The sequence below is a fragment of the Streptomyces aurantiacus genome, from assembly GCF_027107535.1.
GTDB lineage: Bacteria > Actinomycetota > Actinomycetes > Streptomycetales > Streptomycetaceae > Streptomyces.
Window position 1 is genome coordinate 5,993,653 of sequence record NZ_CP114283.1, and the last position, 16,630, is coordinate 6,010,282.

Below are 16,630 nucleotides of genomic sequence, written 5' to 3' on the forward strand. Positions count from 1 at the left end.
CGGTCGCGTCCGGTCAGTGCGACTTCTGGATGCTCTCGGCGAATGCGAGAGCGGCGGCGTGCCCGAACAGGCCGGGGAGCCCGCCGGTGTGCACGAAGACGGTCCTGTCCCCCGGGACGATCTCGCCCCGCCGAGTCGCCGCGATGAGACCGGCCATCGCCCGCCCGGTGTACGTGGGATCGAGGACGATGCCCTCCAGTCCGGCGCTGAGTGTCAGCGCCTCCTCGACGCTGCTGGGCAGGCTGGCGTAGCCGTTGCCGATGTGGTCGCGGTCGACCCGCAGACCGTCGGCGCGAACGTCCGGCGCGAGCGGAGCGGCGAACTCCACCACACGGCGGCGGGGGTCGTCCACGGCCCCCACATCGACACCGAGGGTGCGCTCGGCGCCCAGGGAGGCGACGAGCCCGGCCATCGTGGCACCCGAGCCGAGCGCGACAACCGCGGTGCGCAGGCCGGGTACCTGCGACACCAACTCCTCACCGCAGCGCGCATATCCGCGGGCCGCCAACGCGCTGGAGCCGCCGAACGGGATGAGAGCCGGGCGCGCCCCCTCGGACCGCAGCCGGTCGCACGCCTGCGAGGCGGCATCCGCGAGCGCCCGCTGTCCCGTCACGCCGCTGAAGACGATCTCGGCACCGAGCAGCGCGTCCAGAGCGAGGTTGCCGGACCGGGCCGCTCCTCGTTCGCCGGGGAACACCAGCACGGCGCGCAGGCCGAGGCGCGCGGCGGCCGCGGCGGTGAGCCGGGCGTGGTTGCTCTGTGGCGCGCCCGTGGTGACGAGTGTGTCGGCGCCGTCCGCGAGTGCTCGGGCGAGCGTCCACTCCAGTTTGCGGATCTTGTTGCCACCGCCGCCGAGGCCCGTGAGGTCGTCCCTCTTGACGAGCAGGTCCTCGCGGCCGAGACCGAGGGCGGCTGCCAGGCGGGGCATCGGCTCCACGGGCGTGGGCCACGTGCCGAGCGAGAGCGGAACGACGAGGTCGGACATGTCGGCGACTCCGTGAGGTCGACGGGATGCGGGTCCCCGGGCGGCCGGGCCGGGGGCTGAGCCGCGCTGGGCTGCGAGATGCGGAGGCCGTGGAAGCGTGGTGCAGCTGCCGGTCGGCGGCCGTCAACTCACGGGCTTCAGTCCTGCCGCCCGGCCGTCGTCGTCCCACTGGATCTCCAGGACCCGTTCGACCGCGTCACGGTCGACAGGACCGAACAGATGAGGGAACAGGACGTCTGCGCCGACCCCGGGCGGCGGAGCGGGGTCCGCCGCCTCGAGCCGCAGCTCGGCGGTGAGACGGGCCTCGTCGAGGAGCAGGGCGAGCAGCGGACGGGACGCGCTCCGGTAGAAGGCGTTGACGACGGCCAGAGTGGTCGCCTCGTCGGGAGAACAGTGGACGAAGCCGTCCTTCGCGAGGGAGGGGGGCGCGTAGGGAGCCTCCGGACGGGCGCTCCAGTCACCGAGCGTCACGACGTGATAGATCATGATCCGGTTATACCCCAGCCCGGGATTTCGGCGGCCCCCGAGTGAGGGCTCCCCATGAGCATGCGGCGGAGCCCATGGCAGGAAGAAGCCGGAGGCGACCAGGCGGAAACGGAAGCGTCGGCCCAGGCCGCCCCCTGCTCTGCGGAAACGGGAATCCGTGGCCAGAATGGAGGTGAGGCACCTGGGACTGCACCGTTGGCGGGACCGAACGTCATCGCGTCCGCCTTACCTGCCCGGGCACGAGCCTGGCCTCATGGAGGCGATCATGGCAATCCGTCCCCGCCCCCTGATTCTCGTCCGGGGTTTCGGCGGCCCCGATGTCCAGGACGAGCAGCGCGACGCGTATCAGGGCTTCAACAACGGCACGGTCTATCCCGAGCGCCGGGGCGAGAACTACATCTACGAGGGCTTCCTCCTGCGGGCGCTGAAGTCCCCGCGCTACACGTACCGGGACGCGACCAACGTGGTGGGCTACTACCCCAAGCCCGTTCAGGCCACGGCCCCGAGCGCCGTGTGGGGCGAGGAGCTGACCTCCGGCACGGTCGTCGTCGATCCCACCCTGGCCGAACACCTGCTCGGCCAGGGTGTGCGCGGCACGCTGTGGATCTACCGCTACTACGATCTCCAGCCCCGCACCCTGGAGGAGTACGGGCGGGGCCTCGTCCAGCTGATCCGCATCATGCGGCACGCCTCGGAGGCGGCGGGCGAGATCTTCCCCGGGGTGGACATCGTCGCCCACAGCATGGGCGGTCTGGCCGTGCGTGCGGCGCTGAGCCGGATCGCCTCGCAGGGTGAGGATCCCGAGGCGCTGATCCACCGGATCGTCACCCTGGGAACCCCGCACCGGGGGATCTCCTTCCAACTCCTGCCCGGCTGGCTGCTGTCGGCTCTGCCCGTGGTGTCCCCCGCGGCCGAGGAGCTGAACGCCTTCGACCCGGACCGGACGGATTTCAGGGACATTCCCTTCCCCGCCGAACGCATCCTGACCGTGGTGGGCACCGACTACCGCGCCTACGGCGCCAAGGCCGCCAGTCTCGGCAACCGCCTCTCCACCTTCATCGACGAGGGCACCCTCGCGTACAACCACAGTGACGGCCTGGTCAAACAGTCCTCTGCCCAACTCCCCGGTTCACCCAGGACGTTCATCCACAAGTGCCACGGCGGCCGGGATTCCCTGGTCACGTCCCGCGAGGCGTACGAGATCGCCATGCGTTTCTTCCACGGCACCCACCACGTGCAGCTGTGGCTGGACGAAGCCGAGGTCACCCGTGGCTACGACGTCTTCGGCCGAAGCGAGTTCTACTTCGGCGTCAAGATCAAGCCCCGGTACGTCGACTTCGAGCTCTTCCATCAGAGCAGTGAGGCGGAGAACTGCTACGGGCCCTTCCACCGCGGGGACTTCACCGACCCCCTGCCGGTCCTGACGGAAGAACTACAGGCGCCGCTGTCGGCCGCGGGCGACGACACCTCCGGCTGGCCGGAGGTCACCCGCACCGGCTCGGGAACCCCGCGCCGGCTGGTCTGGGAGGGCTGGGTGGACGCCACCAGCAAGCCCGAGGCGGCCCACCTGGACGACAGCCTGGCCTTCCGGCTCGACGTCTACGTCGGCGAACGCAACACGTCCCCGCTCGGCTTCTCCGACAACGTCGTCTTCTCCAAGCAGTACTACGTGCACGCCATCCCCGACCCCGCCGGGCCCGAGCTGTACCTCCACACCGACGCCCGGCTGCTGGCCCAGGACGTCACCCGCGACCGGCTGGCCGCGGCGGCCGCCGCCGAGGGCGCTCAGGTCCAGCGGGCCACGCCCGACCCCGGCTCTCCCGGCACCTTCACCTTCACCGTCGGTGGCACCGGCTTCACCGCCACGATGGCCGTCACGATCACGTCCACCCCTGCCGGGACGTGAGGACCGGACGGCGCCGACAGCACATCGCACGGGCGATGGCCCTTCCGGCGGACCGGGGGTCCGTGGGTACGCTGCCTCCATGACGCAGGAGTGGCCTCTGGAGACCGGGTCCGGCGACGCCGTCGTGGCTTCGACCGGCGCGGAGATCACCACGACGGACTGCCGCCAGTGCGGTGCCCAGGTGAGCGGGCTCAACAACAGGTACGCCTGCTCGTACTGCGGCTGGGTGAACCACTGGGCGGAGGGTTCCAACATCCTGCCGAGCGCCGAGGACGACCCGGACCATCCCGGCCGCTGAAGGCACCCGGCCCTCTCCGCGCCCGGCCCGCGGCCCGGCAGGTGCGGTCCTGGTCCCACGGGAGGAGGCGCTGCTCGTTCGCGACGGCCACCGCCCCGGCCCGAGTCTCGGTCCCCGGCTTGGTGCAGATCCGTCCGGGGCCATGCCGTTCGACCACCTGCTCGGCCACGGCCTGGGTCCCGGGCACCGCATGCTGGAGATCGGGTGCGGCACTCTGCGGGGCGGTCGGCGGTTCATCCGGCGGGAGGACTTCTGCTACCGCACCGAGACGCTCGTCGCGCCGGCGGAGAAGCACGGACTGGCGGCGCGCCGCGTGGAGGACTGGGAGCAACTGCCGCACGGCCAGCCGAAGATCCGCGTCGCCCGGCCCTCCGCGAAGGACCACCGGAGCTGAGGGCTCGGCACGGTGCATGTCTTATTGGCCATCGGTGCCGCGTCGCCCGCGAGGCCGCACGACGACGAGGCGCCGGGCCCACGGACTTCCCGGCGCCTCGTCGTCGTGCACGTCGGACGACAGGGCGGGCCCTGCCGACCATGCGGCGACCCGACCTGAAGCACCACGGCGCCACCGTCCCGCCCGGCCGGAGCCGGACCCTCACTCCGCAGGTCGCCCCGACTCCGGCGGCAACGGGAACATCGGCTTCCACCCGTGCCCCCTGGCCGGGTACAGCGACAGCGCCGACGCCGGTGGCGGTCCGGTCCGCACACCCGAGAGCCGCGCGCTCCGCGCCCGACGTACGCCGAGACCGGGGGCCGGTCCGCTCGCACCGCCCGTCCCGGGGGCCCCACGCCCGGGCACAGGTGACCGAAAATCGATCAACCGCCCGATGCCGACACGGTCCAGACCACTGGCGGCCCCTCACGGCGGACCCTGCCGTTCCGCATACCTCCGGCTCAAGTCGCGCCCGGCACGCAACCGGTTGCGTGCCGGGCCCGCCGCCCGCGTCCCCACGATCGCGGGCGGTCGCCATGGCCCCGGTTTCGTCTGTTGGACGCCTGCTCTTTTCCGTCATGTTCCGCAGCAGGCGCACGAAAACTACACACAGACCTCACTATGTGACGCGACGAAGCGTTGACGACCTACGTCTGAGGGGGGCGACGGCGTCGCGCGAGGGGGTGCGTCCGCTCCGCGGAGCAGTGCTCACCCCTGCCCGGGAGGGGACTTTCACCGCATGAAGCGGACCACACGTACGACGGCGCTCACTGTGGGCGCGCTCATCGCCGCGCTCGGCCTGCCGGCCGTCCCGGCACACGCCGATGCGGCCGCGCCCCGCATCGACCTTCGGGTCCTGGTCGTCAGCGACGGCGGCCCGGCCACCGACGCCATCGCCGCCGAACTGACCACGGCCGGGACGCCGTACACCGAGGTCGACCTCCAGGACTCCGGCCGGCCCGTGATCGACGCGGACTTCCTCGCGGACACGGTGGACGGCGCACCGCGCGCCAAGTTCCAGGCCGTCGTCCTGCCCAACGACAACCCGTTCACGGCAGGCTCCCCGGAGATGGCGGCCCTGGTGGCCTACGAGCAGACGTACGCCATTCCGCAGGTCGACGCGTACACCTACGCGCGTCCGGAGGCCGGGCTCCGGTACCCGGTCGACGGCGGCTACGCCGGCAGCGTCGACGGCGTGCGGGCGCAGGTCACGGAGGCCGGCCGGGCGGGACCGTTCGGCTACCTGGAGGGCTCCGTCCCGTTCGAGGACAACTCACCCGACGTGGGCGAGAGTTACGCCTATCTGTCGACGCCCGCCGAGGGGGCGGACTTCGTCCCCTACGTCGACGCCGCCGTCCCGGGGCAGCCGACGCGGGGCTCCCTGGTGGGCGAGTACCGGCATGACGGGCGACGCGAACTCGTCGTCACCTTCGTCTACAACCGGTACCAGCAGCAGTTCCGGCTGCTGGCCCGCGGCATCGTGGAGTGGATGACCGGCGGCGTACGTCTCGGCGCCTCGCGCAACTACTTCGCGGTGCACGTCGACGACGTGTTCGCCGGTGACGACCGCTGGGACACGGAGCTCAACTGCACACCCGGTGACGTGGACTGTGCCCAGGGCGAAGGCACGCCGAACCCGATCCGGATGACCCCCGCGGACGTCGACCACGCCACCGACTGGCAGGACAGACAGAACTTCACCCTGGACCTCGCCTACAACGGCGCGGGCAGCGTCGAGCACCGCGAGGACAACAACGGCGCGGACCCCCTCACCGACCGGCTCATCGCCGCCCGCGAGCAGTTCCGGTGGATCAACCACACCTACTCGCATCCGTTCCTCGGCTGCGAGCAGAACACCACCGTGGTGCCGTGGAGGTGCGCCACCGACACCGACGGCAGCACCAAGTGGGTCAGCCGCGCGACGATCTCCCGCGAGATCGCCGACAACCGCGTCTGGGGCCAGGCGGCCGGACTCTCCCTGGACAACTCGGAGTTGGTGACCGGTGAGCACTCCGGTCTGCAGGTGCTGCCGCAGCAGCCCGCCGACAACCCCAACCTGGCGCCCGCCCTCGCCGACAACGGCATCGCGTGGCTCGGCTCCGACAACTCCCGCGAACCGGAGCAGCGCGGGATCGGCCCCGCCACGACGGTCTCCCGCTATCCGATGAACGTCTTCTACAACGCAGGCCGGGCCGCGGAACAGGTCGACGAGTACAACTGGATCTACACCGGCCGGGCCCAGGGCGGCAGCGGCATCTGCGAGGACAATCCCGCCACCTCCACGTGTCTGCCGGCTCCGCTCGACACCGCCACGGGCTACGCCGACCACATCGTGCCGCTGGAGACGAGGATCGGCCTCGGTCACGTACTCGCCAACGACCCCAAGCCGCACTTCATCCACCAGTCGAACCTGGCCGAGGACCGCATCGCCTACCCGGTCCTCGACGGCATCCTCGACGGGTACGCAGCCCTGTTCACGGCGAACGCCCCCGTGGTGAACCTGCCGATGAAGGACATCGGGGTCGAGCTGCGGCGGCGTGCCGCGTGGAGGGCCGCCGTCGCCGACGGCCAGGTCACCGCCTACCGCGTCGGCGACACGGTGACGGTCCGGGCACCCGCCGGGACCGCGGTGCCCGCCACCATGCCGACGGGCACCACGAACGGCGGCTCCGGCTTCGGCGACGCCTACGCCGGTGAGGTGTCCGGCTGGACCACCTCGACCGGTGCCCCGCTGACGCTCACCACGCCGGCCGCGACGCCGTCGCTGTCCGCGGCCGTCGACGTCACGGAGAAGGCGTCCGCGACCCGCACCGCCCCGCGCACCCGCGTACCGGCCGGCGTGCGCGAGCAGCCGCCCCACACCCCGGACAGCTGAGCGGCGCACCGACCGACGGCCCCCGCCCCGCCCGCGGCGGGGGCCGGCACAACCACCCACCTCGGCCGTGGAGCACACCGATGCACGTTCCCCACGGCGCGCGACGCCCCAGCGCGGCGCGCGTCACCCTGCTCACCGAAGGCACCTATCCGCACAGTCACGGCGGCGTGAGCGTCTGGTGCGACCAACTCGTCGACGGCATGCCCGACATCGACTTCGACGTCATCGCCGTCACCGGCACGGGACGTGAACCCCTCGTGTGGGAGATACCCGACCACGTCTCACGTGTCGTCTCGGTCCCCATGTGGGGGCCCGCGCCCGAGGGCCGCCCGGCGCGCGGCCGCCGCCGCAACCAACTGGCCGCCGCCTACGAGCAGTTCCTCACCGCGCTGCTCGACCCGTGTGCCGAGGACACGTTCGGCACGGCCCTGTACGCGATGGCGTCGGCCGCGGCCGACGGGCTGCTGAGCCCCTTCCTCCGCGGCGACCGGGCGATCGGCATCCTCACCACCGTGTGGAACCGGCCGGGTCTGGCGGTCCGCGAGGCCCGGCCGACCCTGCACGACGCGCTCACCGCCACCGCCCTGCTGGAGCACGCCCTGCGCCCGCTGGCCACACCACCGCCCGAACAGGGCGTGGCACACGCGGTGAGCGGCGGACTGGCCGTCCTGCCCGGCCTCGCGGCGCTCGAACGGCACGGTGTGCCCCTGCTGCTGACCGAGCACGGTGTCTATCTGCGCGAGCGCTACCTCGGCTACCGCACCGCTCCCTACCGCTGGCCGGTCAAGGCCGTCGTCCTGGGCTTCTTCCGGCTGCTGGCCGAGGAAACGTATCGGCGGGCTTCCCTCATCACCCCCGGCAACCGCTACAACCGGCTGTGGGAGGAACAGGGCGGCGCCGACCCGGAGTCGATCCGCACCGTCTACAACGGGGTGGATCCCGGCGCGTTCCCACCGGCCGGTCCCGAGCCGGAGCGGCCCACGCTCAGCTGGGCCGGACGCGTCGACCCGATCAAGGACCTGGAGACCCTCATCCGGGCCTTCGCCCTCGTCCGAGGACAACTCCCGGACGCGCGGCTGCGGTTGTTCGGCGGCACACCCCGCGGAGGCGAGCCCTACCGGCAACGGTGCGAGGCCCTGGCCGCCGAACTGGGCCACGGCGACGCGGTCTCCTTCGAGGGCCGGGTCGACGACATCAGGGACGCCTACGCCGCGGGCAACGTCGTGATGCTCTCCAGCATCAGCGAGGGATTCCCGTTCACCCTGATCGAGGCGATGTCCTGCGGGCGGGCCACCGTCTCCACGGACGTGGGCGGCGTGCGGGAGGCGGTCGGCGACACGGGACTCGTCGTTCCGCCGCGCGATCCGGCCGCCATGGCCGCCGCCGCGCTGGGTCTGCTGGGCGATCCGGGACGCCGCCGCGCGATGGGCGAGGCCGCCCGGCTGCGGGTCGTCGAGCAGTTCACGCTGCGGCAGACCGTCGACACCTTCCGGGACATCTACCTGGAACTGTCGGCGCTCGGTCCGATCACCCCGTGCGATCCGTGGGCGGCCCGCCCGGCCATGCGTCCGGCCACGGCGGGCGGCGTTCCGGAGCCGAGACAGAGGAGCCTGGCCGGATGAGCGGACCGATGGCCCTCGAACCGGGCGACGCGGGACGCGACACCCTGGCCCTGCGTCTCGCCGACGACCGCACCCTCGCCCTGAGAATGCCGGCCCACGGCATGGCCCAGGACGCGGTCGACCGCCTGGCCGCCGAACTGGCCGACCGCGTCGGACCGGCCGTGCACCCCTACGAGGTGGCCGCGCTGCTGGAATCGGAGGGCCTGACCGGCGAGGTCATCCAGGAGCGGTACGGGCACCCGAACCTGTTCTCGCTCGCCTCCGCGCTGTACCACCGGGTGCCGCGCACCTATCCCGAACCCGACGCGCCCGCCGACCCGTGGCGTCCCGACCATGTGCGCTGCGCCCTGCGCGGTGCGCTGTTCGCCCTGCCGGGGCTCGCCTACCTGCTCACGGGACGGCTGTGGCACGCCGACCACGACACGGACGTGCTGATCGTGGCCGGGCTCGCGTCCTGGGCCTGGGGGCAGGCCCTCGGGCACCGGGCCTATCTGCGCATGGCCACGGGCCGTCGCGAGGCGGGCCGCACCCTGCTCCACGGCGCGCCGCTGGGAGCCGTAGCGGCGACCGGCGCCGGGTCGCTGTTCGCCTCCGGCGGCACCGCGGTCGCCGTGGCGGCGGCACAGTCCCTGTATCTCGCGGCGGCGGGGGTGCTCCTCGTACTGGCCCGGGAGCGGCTGTTGCTGGCCGCGCTCACCCCGGTGATCGGCGGCGCGGCGGCGCTCGCGTGGTGGGAGCCGGGCACGGCCCTGCGGGTGGGACTGCCGCTGTTGTCACTGGCGGGCGCGGTCGCCGCGGCGGGCTGGGCGCTCCGGGCCACGTCGGCGGCCGCCCCCGTCCCGGACGGCGTCCGGCCTCCGCTGCTGCGGTCGCTGCCGTACGGGCTGTTCGGCCTGGCCGCCGGTGTGCTGGTCCTGCTGGAGGGACGGCAGCATCCGTACGCCGTGATCGTGCTGACGGTCAGCATGGGGCCGGCCGAGTGGCTGCTCCACAAGTACCGCGGGATGTCGGTGGCGGCGCTGCGGGCCACCGCCACACCGGCCGCCTATCTGCTGCGGTCGGCGGGCATCCTCGCCCTCTGTCTGCTCGCCCATCTGCTGCCGCTGCTGCCAGCCGCGCTGCTCACCGGCGCTGAACCGGCTCCGCTGCTGCTGCTCGCGGCGACGCTGTGGACCGCGCTGCTCCTGCAGGCCTTCGGGGTGGCCTGGCCGCCGGCCGCGGTGTGTCTGGCGGCCGCCGGCGGGGCGGCGATCGCGGCCACGCTCCATCCCCCGCCCGACGCCGCCGTGCTGTCGCTGAGCTGTGGCGCGGCCGCGCTGTGTCTCGTGGTGTGCGCGCTGCGGCTGCTGGGACGACCCGCACCGCACGTCTGACCACCCGCACGACGGCGGCCCGCACCGGCGGCCGCCCTTCATGCCGCACGGACATCACACGTGCAACCGACCGGAAGGACCACGAGTTGACCTCCGCACCTCTTGTCGCCGTCACCGGAGCCGAAGGCTTCATCGGCTCCCACCTCACCGAGGCGCTGGTCGCCGCCGGGTACCGGGTGAGGGCCATGGCGCAGTACAACTCCTTCTCCTCCTACGGCTGGCTGGAGACCCTGGCTCCGGACGTGCTCGACCAGGTCGAGATCGTCCTCGGCGACGTCCGCGACACGGGTTCCGTCCGCGCTCTCGTCGAGGACGCCGAGTGCGTCTACCACCTGGCCGCGCTGATCGCGATCCCGTACTCCTACCAGGCGCCGCACAGTTACGTGGACACCAACGTCACCGGCACCCTCAACGTGCTGGAAGCGGTCCGCGCCCTCGGTACGCCCCGGCTGGTCCACACCTCCACCAGCGAGACCTACGGCACCGCGCAGACCGTACCGATCACCGAGGACCACCCCATCAACACCCAGTCCCCGTACGCCGCTTCGAAGGCGGGTGGTGACCGGCTGGCCGACAGCTACCACGCGAGTTTCGGCACACCCGTGGTGACGCTGCGGCCGTTCAACACCTTCGGCCCGCGCCAGTCGATGCGGGCGGTCATCCCCAGCGTCATCGGCCAGGTCGCGGCAGGCGAGCACACCCTCACCCTCGGCGACCTGCGTCCCACCCGCGACTTCACCTACGTCAAGGACACCGCACAGGCGTTCCTCGCGGTGGGCACCGCTCCCGCCGAGCGCGTCGTGGGCCGGACCTTCAACGCCGGTACCGGCGGCGAGATATCGGTCGGCGACCTCGTCGCGCTGATCGGCAAGGTGATGGACACCGCCCTCGACGTGCGCGAGGACGCCCAGCGCATCCGGCCCGCGAACTCCGAGGTGATGCGGCTGGTCGCCGACGCGACCAGGCTCGGCGAAGCCACCGGCTGGAGCCCGGCGCACACGCTGGAGCAGGGCCTCGCACACACGGTGGAGTTCTTCCGCAACCCGGCGAACCTCGCCCGCTACAAGACAGGCATCTACAACATCTGACCCGCCCGGCGCATCCCATCGGCACGTCCCCACGAAGGAGGAGTCCCATGCACGCAGTGATCCTGGCGGGAGGCAAGGGTGTCCGGCTGCGGCCCTACACGACCGCGCTGCCCAAGCCGCTCGTGCCCATCGGCGACCAGCACGCCATCCTGGAGATTGTGCTGCGCCAGCTCGGCGCGGCCGGTTTCACCAGCTGCACCATCGCCATCGGCCACCTCGGCGAGATCATCCGCGCCTATGTCGGCGACGGCTCCCAGTGGGGCATGGCCGTCGACTACGCCACGGAGGAGAGTCCGCTCGGGACGATGGGGCCCCTGCTCACCATGCGGGAGCGTCTGCCGGAGTCGTTCCTCGTGATGAACGGTGACGTGCTCACCGACCTCGACTTCGGTGACGTCCTTCGCCGGCACCGCGGTTCGGACGCCCCGTTGACGATCGCGACGTACGCGCGCAAGGTGCACATCGACTTCGGGGTGCTCACCACCGACGCGAGCAAGGTCGTCGCCTTCACCGAGAAGCCGAGCATCGACTACCGCGTCTCCATGGGGGTCTACGCGCTGTCGCGGGACACCCTCGACGGATACACGCCGGGCCTGCCGCTGGGCTTCGACGAACTCGTGCTGGACCTCCTGCGGGACCACAACCCGCCGCAGGCCTACGACTTCGACGGATACTGGCTCGACATCGGCCGGCCCGACGACTACGACCGCGCCAACGCCGAGTTCACCACCCGCAAGTCGATGCTGCTCAAGGGAGCCTGACCCGGCATGCGCATTCTGGTCCTGGGCTCCACCGGCTACCTGGGCAGCCATGTCGTCGAGCACCTGCACGCCCTGGAGGGCGTGCAGGTGCTCGACGGCGGCCGCTCACCGGCCGCCACGTTCGGCATCGACCTCGCCACCGACCGCACGGACCGGCTGGCGAGGACCCTGACGTCGGCGGCGCCCGACGCGGTGGTCAACTGCGCGGGCGCCACCGGCGGTGACGCCGTGACCCTCGCGGAGGTCAACTCCCGCGGCCCCGCCCTCCTCTGCTCGGCCCTGCGCGAGGCGGCCCCCGCGGCACGGCTCGTCCACCTGGGCTCGGCCGCCGAGTACGGCCCCGGCACCCCGGACGTCCCGGTGACGGAATCGGCTCCCACCCGCCCGCTCACCCCCTACGGCGCGACCAAGCTCGCCGGCACGGTCACGGTGAGCTCCTCCGGCCTCGACGCGGTGGTGCTGCGCGTGGGCAACCCGGTGGGCCCCGGGGCCCCGTCCACCGGGCTGCCGGGGCGCGTCGCGGGGCTGCTGCGCGAGGCCGGCCGTGCCCCGGACGCGGTGATCCGGCTGGGCGACCTGTCGGCGTACCGCGATTTCGTGGACGTACGGGACGTGGCACGGGCGGCGGCACTCGCGGTCATGGCACCGGGCCCCCTGCCGGGCGTGCTCAACATCGGCGGCGGGCAGGCCGTGCCCGTGCGGGTGCTCGTACGGTCGCTGGCCCGTGCCGCCGGATTCCGCGGGCGGATCGAGGAGGGCGACGGGGGTTCCGCCCGTTCGGGAGAGGTGTCGTGGCAGTGCTCCGCCATCACGGCCGCCGGTGACGCACTCGGCTGGCGGCCGTCGCACACGCTCGACGACTCGCTCACCGCTCTCTGGGAGGCGACGACCCCGCCCGGCCCCTCCGCCCGGCAGCTCGAAGGCGACCGGTCGCGGTGAGCCTGCTGATCCCTCTGTACGTCCACCCGGGCGAGGACCCGGGCGCCTGGCACCGCCTGATCACCTCGGCCGGCCGTACCTACGGGGTGGTGGTGAACCCCGCCAGTGGTCCGGGCCCGGCGCCCGATCCGGCGTTCACCGCCGCGGCCGACGCCCTGCGGGCCGCCGGCGCCCGACTGCTCGGCTATGTCGACACCGACTACGGGACGCGGGATCCGGACGAGGTGGTGGCCGAGGTCGCCCGGCACCGGGAGTGGTACGCGACCGACGGCTGCTTCCTCGACCGGGCCCCCGCGACAGCGGCCGCGCTGCCCGCCTGCCGACGGCTGGTGCGGTCCGTCCGCCGGCTCGGCACGGCTCCCGTCGTGCTCAACGCGGGCGTCCATCCCGCGCCGGGTTACGCCGGACTCGCGGACCTGCTCGTCACGTTCGAGGGCCACTGGTCGACGTACGTGTCGGCGTTCAGCAGGCCGTCATGGACCGGGCGGATCGCGCCCGAGCGGTTGTGTCACCTCGTCTACGGTGTGCCCGAGGCCCTCGTCCCGCTCGCCGTCCGCACCGCCCGCGACCGCGGCGCGGCGGTGTCCGGCCCGGTGACGGGTGAACTGCCCAACCCCTGGGCGCGGTTGACACCGGCACTGGGCGACGCGCTCCCGTGAGGGTGGTCCGCCGCCCGACAGCCGCCGGGGGCACGCCTGCTGGATCCGTCCAGCGACGGCAGCGGACGCCGACCGTCTCGTACACCCGTCCGACCGGCTCAACCACCCTGCGCGGCACGCCAGATGGGTGTGCGCGTCGACTGCCGGTGCGCGTGAGGTCCACGGTCTATCTTGGACGGCATGCCCGCTCCTGAACTGATCCGTATCGTCTCCCGCGACTCGCCCATGGCCCTGGCCCAGGTGGCTCGCGTCCGGGCCGAACTGGCGGCGCTCCGCCCCGAGATGCGCACCGAGGTCGTGCCGGTGAAGACGACCGGCGACAAGTGGATGGGCGACCTCGCCCAGGTCGAGGGCAAGGGGGCGTTCACCAAGGAGGTCGACGCCGCGCTCCTGGCCGGCGAGGCCGACCTGGCGGTGCACTGCGTCAAGGACGTGCCCGCCGACCGGCCGCTCCCGGCGGGCACCGTGTTCTCCGCGTTCCTCAAGCGGGACGACATCCGCGACGCGCTCATCCACCCCGGAGGTCTCTCCCTCGACGAGCTGCCGCCCGGCACCCGCATCGGCACGTCCTCGGTTCGCCGCGTCGCGCAGCTGGCCGCCTCCCGGCCGCACCTGAAGTGCGTGCCGTTCCGCGGCAACGCGAACCGGCGGCTGGAGAAGCTGGCAGCCGGCGAGGCGGACGCGCTGCTGCTCGCGGTCTCGGGCCTGGAGCGCATCGAACGCACCGACGTGATCACCGAGATCCTCTCCCCCGAGACGATGATGCCGCCGATCGGCGCGGGCATCCTCGCCCTCCAGTGCCGCGAGGGCGACACGGCGGTCATCGAGGTCGTCAGTGCGCTCGGCGACCCGGACACCCACCGCGAGGCCACCGCGGAACGCATGTTCCTCCACGTCCTCCAAGGCCACTGCAACTCGCCGATCGCCGGCTACGCCACGGCCGGCCCGGGCGGTGAACTGTCCCTGCACGCCTGCGTGTTCACCCCGGACGGCAAGACCCGGCTGAACGCCCACGAATGGGCCGGCCGCCTCGATGCCGCCACCCTCGGCACCTCCGTGGCCGTCGCTCTGCTGCGCCAGGGGGCCCGCGACCTGATCGACGCCATCGCCCACTGACGGACCGGCACACGGAACCACCGGATGGCCGGCCGGCTATCCCGACCGGGGCGACGGCCCGCCCTCCACCCACTCGCCTCCAAGACATATCCATTTGCCTAAAAGATTTAGGCAAATGCATAATCAGGTCTGGCGAACGGGAGGAACCTCATGGTCCGTGTGGGACTGACGACGGAGCGCCTGGTGCGGGCCGGCGCGGAGCTGGCCGACGAGGTCGGCTTCGACCAGGTCACCGTGTCGGCGCTGGCCAGGCAGTTCGACGTCAAGGTCGCGAGTCTGTACTCGCACCTGAAGAACTCCCAGGACCTCAGGACGCGGATCGCGCTGCTCGCCTTGGAGGAGCTCGCCGACCGGGGCGCGGCCGCACTGGCCGGACGGGCCGGCAAGGACGCCCTCACCGCCCTGGCGAACGTCTACCGCGACTACGCCGTCGAACATCCCGGCCGCTACGCCGCCGCCCAGCTCAGGCTCACCCCCGAGGCGGCGGCCGCCAGCGCCGGGAGCAGGCACGCCCAGATGACACGGGCCATCCTGCGTGGCTACGACCTCACGGAACCGGACCAGACACACGCGGTCCGCCTGCTGGGCAGCGTCTTCCACGGCTACGTCAGCCTGGAACTCGGCGGCGGGTTCAGCCACAGCGCCCCCGACTCGCAGGAGACCTGGTCCCGCATCATGGACGCACTCGACGCCCTCCTGCGGAACTGGCCCGCCCCCTGACCGGGCCGCTCACCGGCCGGACCCCGCTCCGGCGCACCCATCGGGGCACACTCCCGCGTCGTCGAACCACCCGGACACACTGACTCGACAGGTCGAGGCCATGCACACCAAGGACAACTGGATCACCACGCCCATAACCGCCGCCCTCCTGCGCGGCGCCCTCGACGTGGAGCACACCGAGCACGGCGTACTGCCGCACCGGCTGCCCGCCTGGGCCCGCGCCCAGAACACCGACGGACAGCTGGCCATGACCGAGTCCCAGCCGTCGGGCGTACGACTGGCCTTCCGCACCCGGGCCACCGTCATCGAACTGGACACCCTGCCCACCAAGCGGGTCTACGTGGGCGCTCCGTCCCGCCCCGACGGGCTGTACGACCTGCTCGTCGACGGCCGGCCCGCCGGACAGGGCAGTGTGCGGGCCGGCAACACTCTGACCATCGACATGACCACCGGAAGCACCGAACGCCGCAGCGGGCCCATCGGCACGCTCCGCTTCACCGGTCTGCCCGACCGCGGCAAGGACGTCGAGATCTGGCTGCCGCACAACGAGACCACCGAGCTCGTCGCCCTGCGCACCGACGTTCCCGTCGAGCCGGCCCCGGACTCGGACCGCAGGGTGTGGCTGCACCACGGCAGTTCGATCAGCCACGGCTCCGACGCCGCCGGCCCCACCGCCATCTGGCCCGCCGTCGCCGCCCTGCTCGCAGGCGTGGAGCTGATCAACCTGGGCCTGGGCGGCAGCGCCCTGCTCGATCCGTTCACCGCCCGCACCCTGCGGGACACCCCCGCCGACCTGATCAGCATCAAGATCGGCATCAACCTGGTCAACCTCGACGTGATGCGCCTGCGCGCCTTCACTCCGGCCGTCCACGGCTTCCTCGACACCATCCGCGAAGGCCACCCCGACACCCCGCTGCTGGTCGTCTCGCCGATCCTGTGTCCCATGCACGAGGACACGCCGGGCCCCAGCGCCCCGGACCTCACCCACCTGGCCGAGGGGCAACTGCGGTTCGTGGCCATGGGCGATCCCGCGGAGAAGGCGAGCGGCAAGCTGACGCTGCGCGTCATCCGGGACGAGCTGGCCCGGATCGTGGCCCAGCGAGCGGAGCAGGACCCGAACCTGCACCACCTCGACGGCCTCCGGCTCTACGGCGAGGCCGACTCCGCCGAACTGCCGCTGCCCGACCAGCTCCACCCGGACGCGGCCACCCACCGCCTCATCGGCGAGCACTTCGCCGAGCAGGTCTTCGCCACCGGCGGCGCCTTCGCTCCCCGGAGCCTCTGACACGAGGGCCCCGGGCCCTGCCGGACCGCCCGGCGGCCGCCCGAAGCGTTCCTCCCGGCGGCCGGTCCTGCGCATCCTGCGGGC

At 72.5% G+C, this 16,630-nt stretch carries 14 protein-coding genes and 1 pseudogene; 13 read left to right on the forward strand and 2 right to left on the reverse strand.

Features of this window, described 5'->3' with window-relative positions:
* Nucleotides 1-13: 13 nt before the first annotated feature.
* Together O1Q96_RS28895 and O1Q96_RS28900 are read right to left on the reverse strand one after the other, a co-directional pair.
* Nucleotides 14-985 carry a pyridoxal-phosphate dependent enzyme gene (locus O1Q96_RS28895; protein ID WP_269250945.1) on the reverse strand — a complete coding sequence of 324 codons (972 nt, stop codon included), beginning with the start codon at nucleotides 983-985 and terminating at the stop codon, nucleotides 14-16.
* Nucleotides 986-1,108: 123 nt separating this feature from the next.
* Nucleotides 1,109-1,471, reverse strand: a complete 363-nt coding sequence (locus O1Q96_RS28900; RefSeq protein WP_269250946.1) for a DUF952 domain-containing protein — start codon at nucleotides 1,469-1,471, stop codon at nucleotides 1,109-1,111.
* 265 nt (nucleotides 1,472-1,736) lie between these two features.
* Here O1Q96_RS28900 and O1Q96_RS28905 point away from each other — a divergent pair, with 265 nt between their 5' ends.
* The 13 genes and pseudogenes from O1Q96_RS28905 (at nucleotide 1,737) to O1Q96_RS28970 (ending at nucleotide 16,546) form a co-directional block, all read left to right on the forward strand.
* A complete protein-coding gene (locus O1Q96_RS28905; protein ID WP_269250947.1) occupies nucleotides 1,737-3,377 on the forward strand; it encodes an esterase/lipase family protein in 1,641 nt (546 codons plus the stop codon).
* 79 nt (nucleotides 3,378-3,456) lie between these two features.
* On the forward strand, nucleotides 3,457-3,675 hold the full coding sequence (locus O1Q96_RS28910) for a hypothetical protein (RefSeq protein WP_269250948.1): 219 nt from the start codon (nucleotides 3,457-3,459) through the stop codon (nucleotides 3,673-3,675).
* A 136-nt stretch (nucleotides 3,676-3,811) separates the two neighbouring features.
* A pseudogene (locus tag O1Q96_RS28920) lies at nucleotides 3,812-4,069 on the forward strand (hypothetical protein); the annotation flags it as partial.
* Nucleotides 4,070-4,847: 778 nt separating this feature from the next.
* Complete coding sequence (locus tag O1Q96_RS28925; RefSeq protein WP_269250949.1) at nucleotides 4,848-6,983, forward strand: hypothetical protein; 2,136 nt, start codon at nucleotides 4,848-4,850, stop codon at nucleotides 6,981-6,983.
* Between the two features lie 80 nt (nucleotides 6,984-7,063).
* Nucleotides 7,064-8,605, forward strand: a complete 1,542-nt coding sequence (pelF, locus tag O1Q96_RS28930) for a GT4 family glycosyltransferase PelF (RefSeq protein WP_269250950.1) — start codon at nucleotides 7,064-7,066, stop codon at nucleotides 8,603-8,605.
* Nucleotides 8,602-9,978 (forward strand): hypothetical protein, encoded by a 1,377-nt coding sequence (locus tag O1Q96_RS28935; protein WP_269250951.1) that lies wholly within the window; start codon nucleotides 8,602-8,604, stop codon nucleotides 9,976-9,978. Before pelF ends, O1Q96_RS28935 begins: the two co-directional genes overlap by 4 nt.
* Nucleotides 9,979-10,064: 86 nt before the next feature.
* The gene (locus tag O1Q96_RS28940) at nucleotides 10,065-11,066 is read left to right on the forward strand and encodes an SDR family NAD(P)-dependent oxidoreductase (RefSeq protein WP_269250952.1); all 1,002 of its coding nucleotides are present in this window, start codon (nucleotides 10,065-10,067) and stop codon (nucleotides 11,064-11,066) included.
* Nucleotides 11,067-11,113: 47 nt separating this feature from the next.
* Nucleotides 11,114-11,827, forward strand: coding sequence for a sugar phosphate nucleotidyltransferase (locus tag O1Q96_RS28945; protein WP_269250953.1), 714 nt, complete (start codon nucleotides 11,114-11,116; stop codon nucleotides 11,825-11,827).
* 6 nt (nucleotides 11,828-11,833) lie between these two features.
* Nucleotides 11,834-12,766, forward strand: coding sequence for an NAD-dependent epimerase/dehydratase family protein (locus tag O1Q96_RS28950; protein ID WP_269250954.1), 933 nt, complete (start codon nucleotides 11,834-11,836; stop codon nucleotides 12,764-12,766).
* Nucleotides 12,763-13,425: a spherulation-specific family 4 protein gene (locus O1Q96_RS28955; protein ID WP_269250955.1), complete on the forward strand. Its 663-nt coding sequence runs from the start codon at nucleotides 12,763-12,765 to the stop codon at nucleotides 13,423-13,425. The genes O1Q96_RS28950 and O1Q96_RS28955 overlap by 4 nt, the downstream gene beginning before the upstream one ends.
* Before the next feature lie 180 nt (nucleotides 13,426-13,605).
* Nucleotides 13,606-14,541 (forward strand): hydroxymethylbilane synthase, encoded by a 936-nt coding sequence (hemC, locus tag O1Q96_RS28960; protein WP_269250956.1) that lies wholly within the window; start codon nucleotides 13,606-13,608, stop codon nucleotides 14,539-14,541.
* Nucleotides 14,542-14,691: 150 nt separating this feature from the next.
* Complete coding sequence (locus tag O1Q96_RS28965; protein WP_269250957.1) at nucleotides 14,692-15,261, forward strand: TetR/AcrR family transcriptional regulator; 570 nt, start codon at nucleotides 14,692-14,694, stop codon at nucleotides 15,259-15,261.
* A 100-nt stretch (nucleotides 15,262-15,361) separates the two neighbouring features.
* Nucleotides 15,362-16,546: a GDSL-type esterase/lipase family protein gene (locus O1Q96_RS28970; RefSeq protein ID WP_269250958.1), complete on the forward strand. Its 1,185-nt coding sequence runs from the start codon at nucleotides 15,362-15,364 to the stop codon at nucleotides 16,544-16,546.
* Nucleotides 16,547-16,630: the final 84 nt, after the last annotated feature.

Bases quoted from the DNA above. Each gene is read 5' to 3' on its own strand.
- pelF (WP_269250950.1), top strand. From the start codon at position 7,064: ATGCACGTTCCCCACGGCGCGCGACGCCCCAGCGCGGCGCGCGTCACC.
- hemC (WP_269250956.1), top strand. From the start codon at position 13,606: ATGCCCGCTCCTGAACTGATCCGTATCGTCTCCCGCGACTCGCCCATG.
- O1Q96_RS28965 (WP_269250957.1), top strand. From the start codon at position 14,692: ATGGTCCGTGTGGGACTGACGACGGAGCGCCTGGTGCGGGCCGGCGCG.
- O1Q96_RS28910 (WP_269250948.1), top strand. From the start codon at position 3,457: ATGACGCAGGAGTGGCCTCTGGAGACCGGGTCCGGCGACGCCGTCGTG.
- O1Q96_RS28935 (WP_269250951.1), top strand. From the start codon at position 8,602: ATGAGCGGACCGATGGCCCTCGAACCGGGCGACGCGGGACGCGACACC.
- O1Q96_RS28945 (WP_269250953.1), top strand. From the start codon at position 11,114: ATGCACGCAGTGATCCTGGCGGGAGGCAAGGGTGTCCGGCTGCGGCCC.
- O1Q96_RS28905 (WP_269250947.1), top strand. From the start codon at position 1,737: ATGGCAATCCGTCCCCGCCCCCTGATTCTCGTCCGGGGTTTCGGCGGC.
- O1Q96_RS28950 (WP_269250954.1), top strand. From the start codon at position 11,834: ATGCGCATTCTGGTCCTGGGCTCCACCGGCTACCTGGGCAGCCATGTC.
- O1Q96_RS28900 (WP_269250946.1), bottom strand. From the start codon at position 1,471: ATGATCTATCACGTCGTGACGCTCGGTGACTGGAGCGCCCGTCCGGAG.
- O1Q96_RS28895 (WP_269250945.1), bottom strand. From the start codon at position 985: ATGTCCGACCTCGTCGTTCCGCTCTCGCTCGGCACGTGGCCCACGCCC.
- O1Q96_RS28970 (WP_269250958.1), top strand. From the start codon at position 15,362: ATGCACACCAAGGACAACTGGATCACCACGCCCATAACCGCCGCCCTC.
- O1Q96_RS28925 (WP_269250949.1), top strand. From the start codon at position 4,848: ATGAAGCGGACCACACGTACGACGGCGCTCACTGTGGGCGCGCTCATC.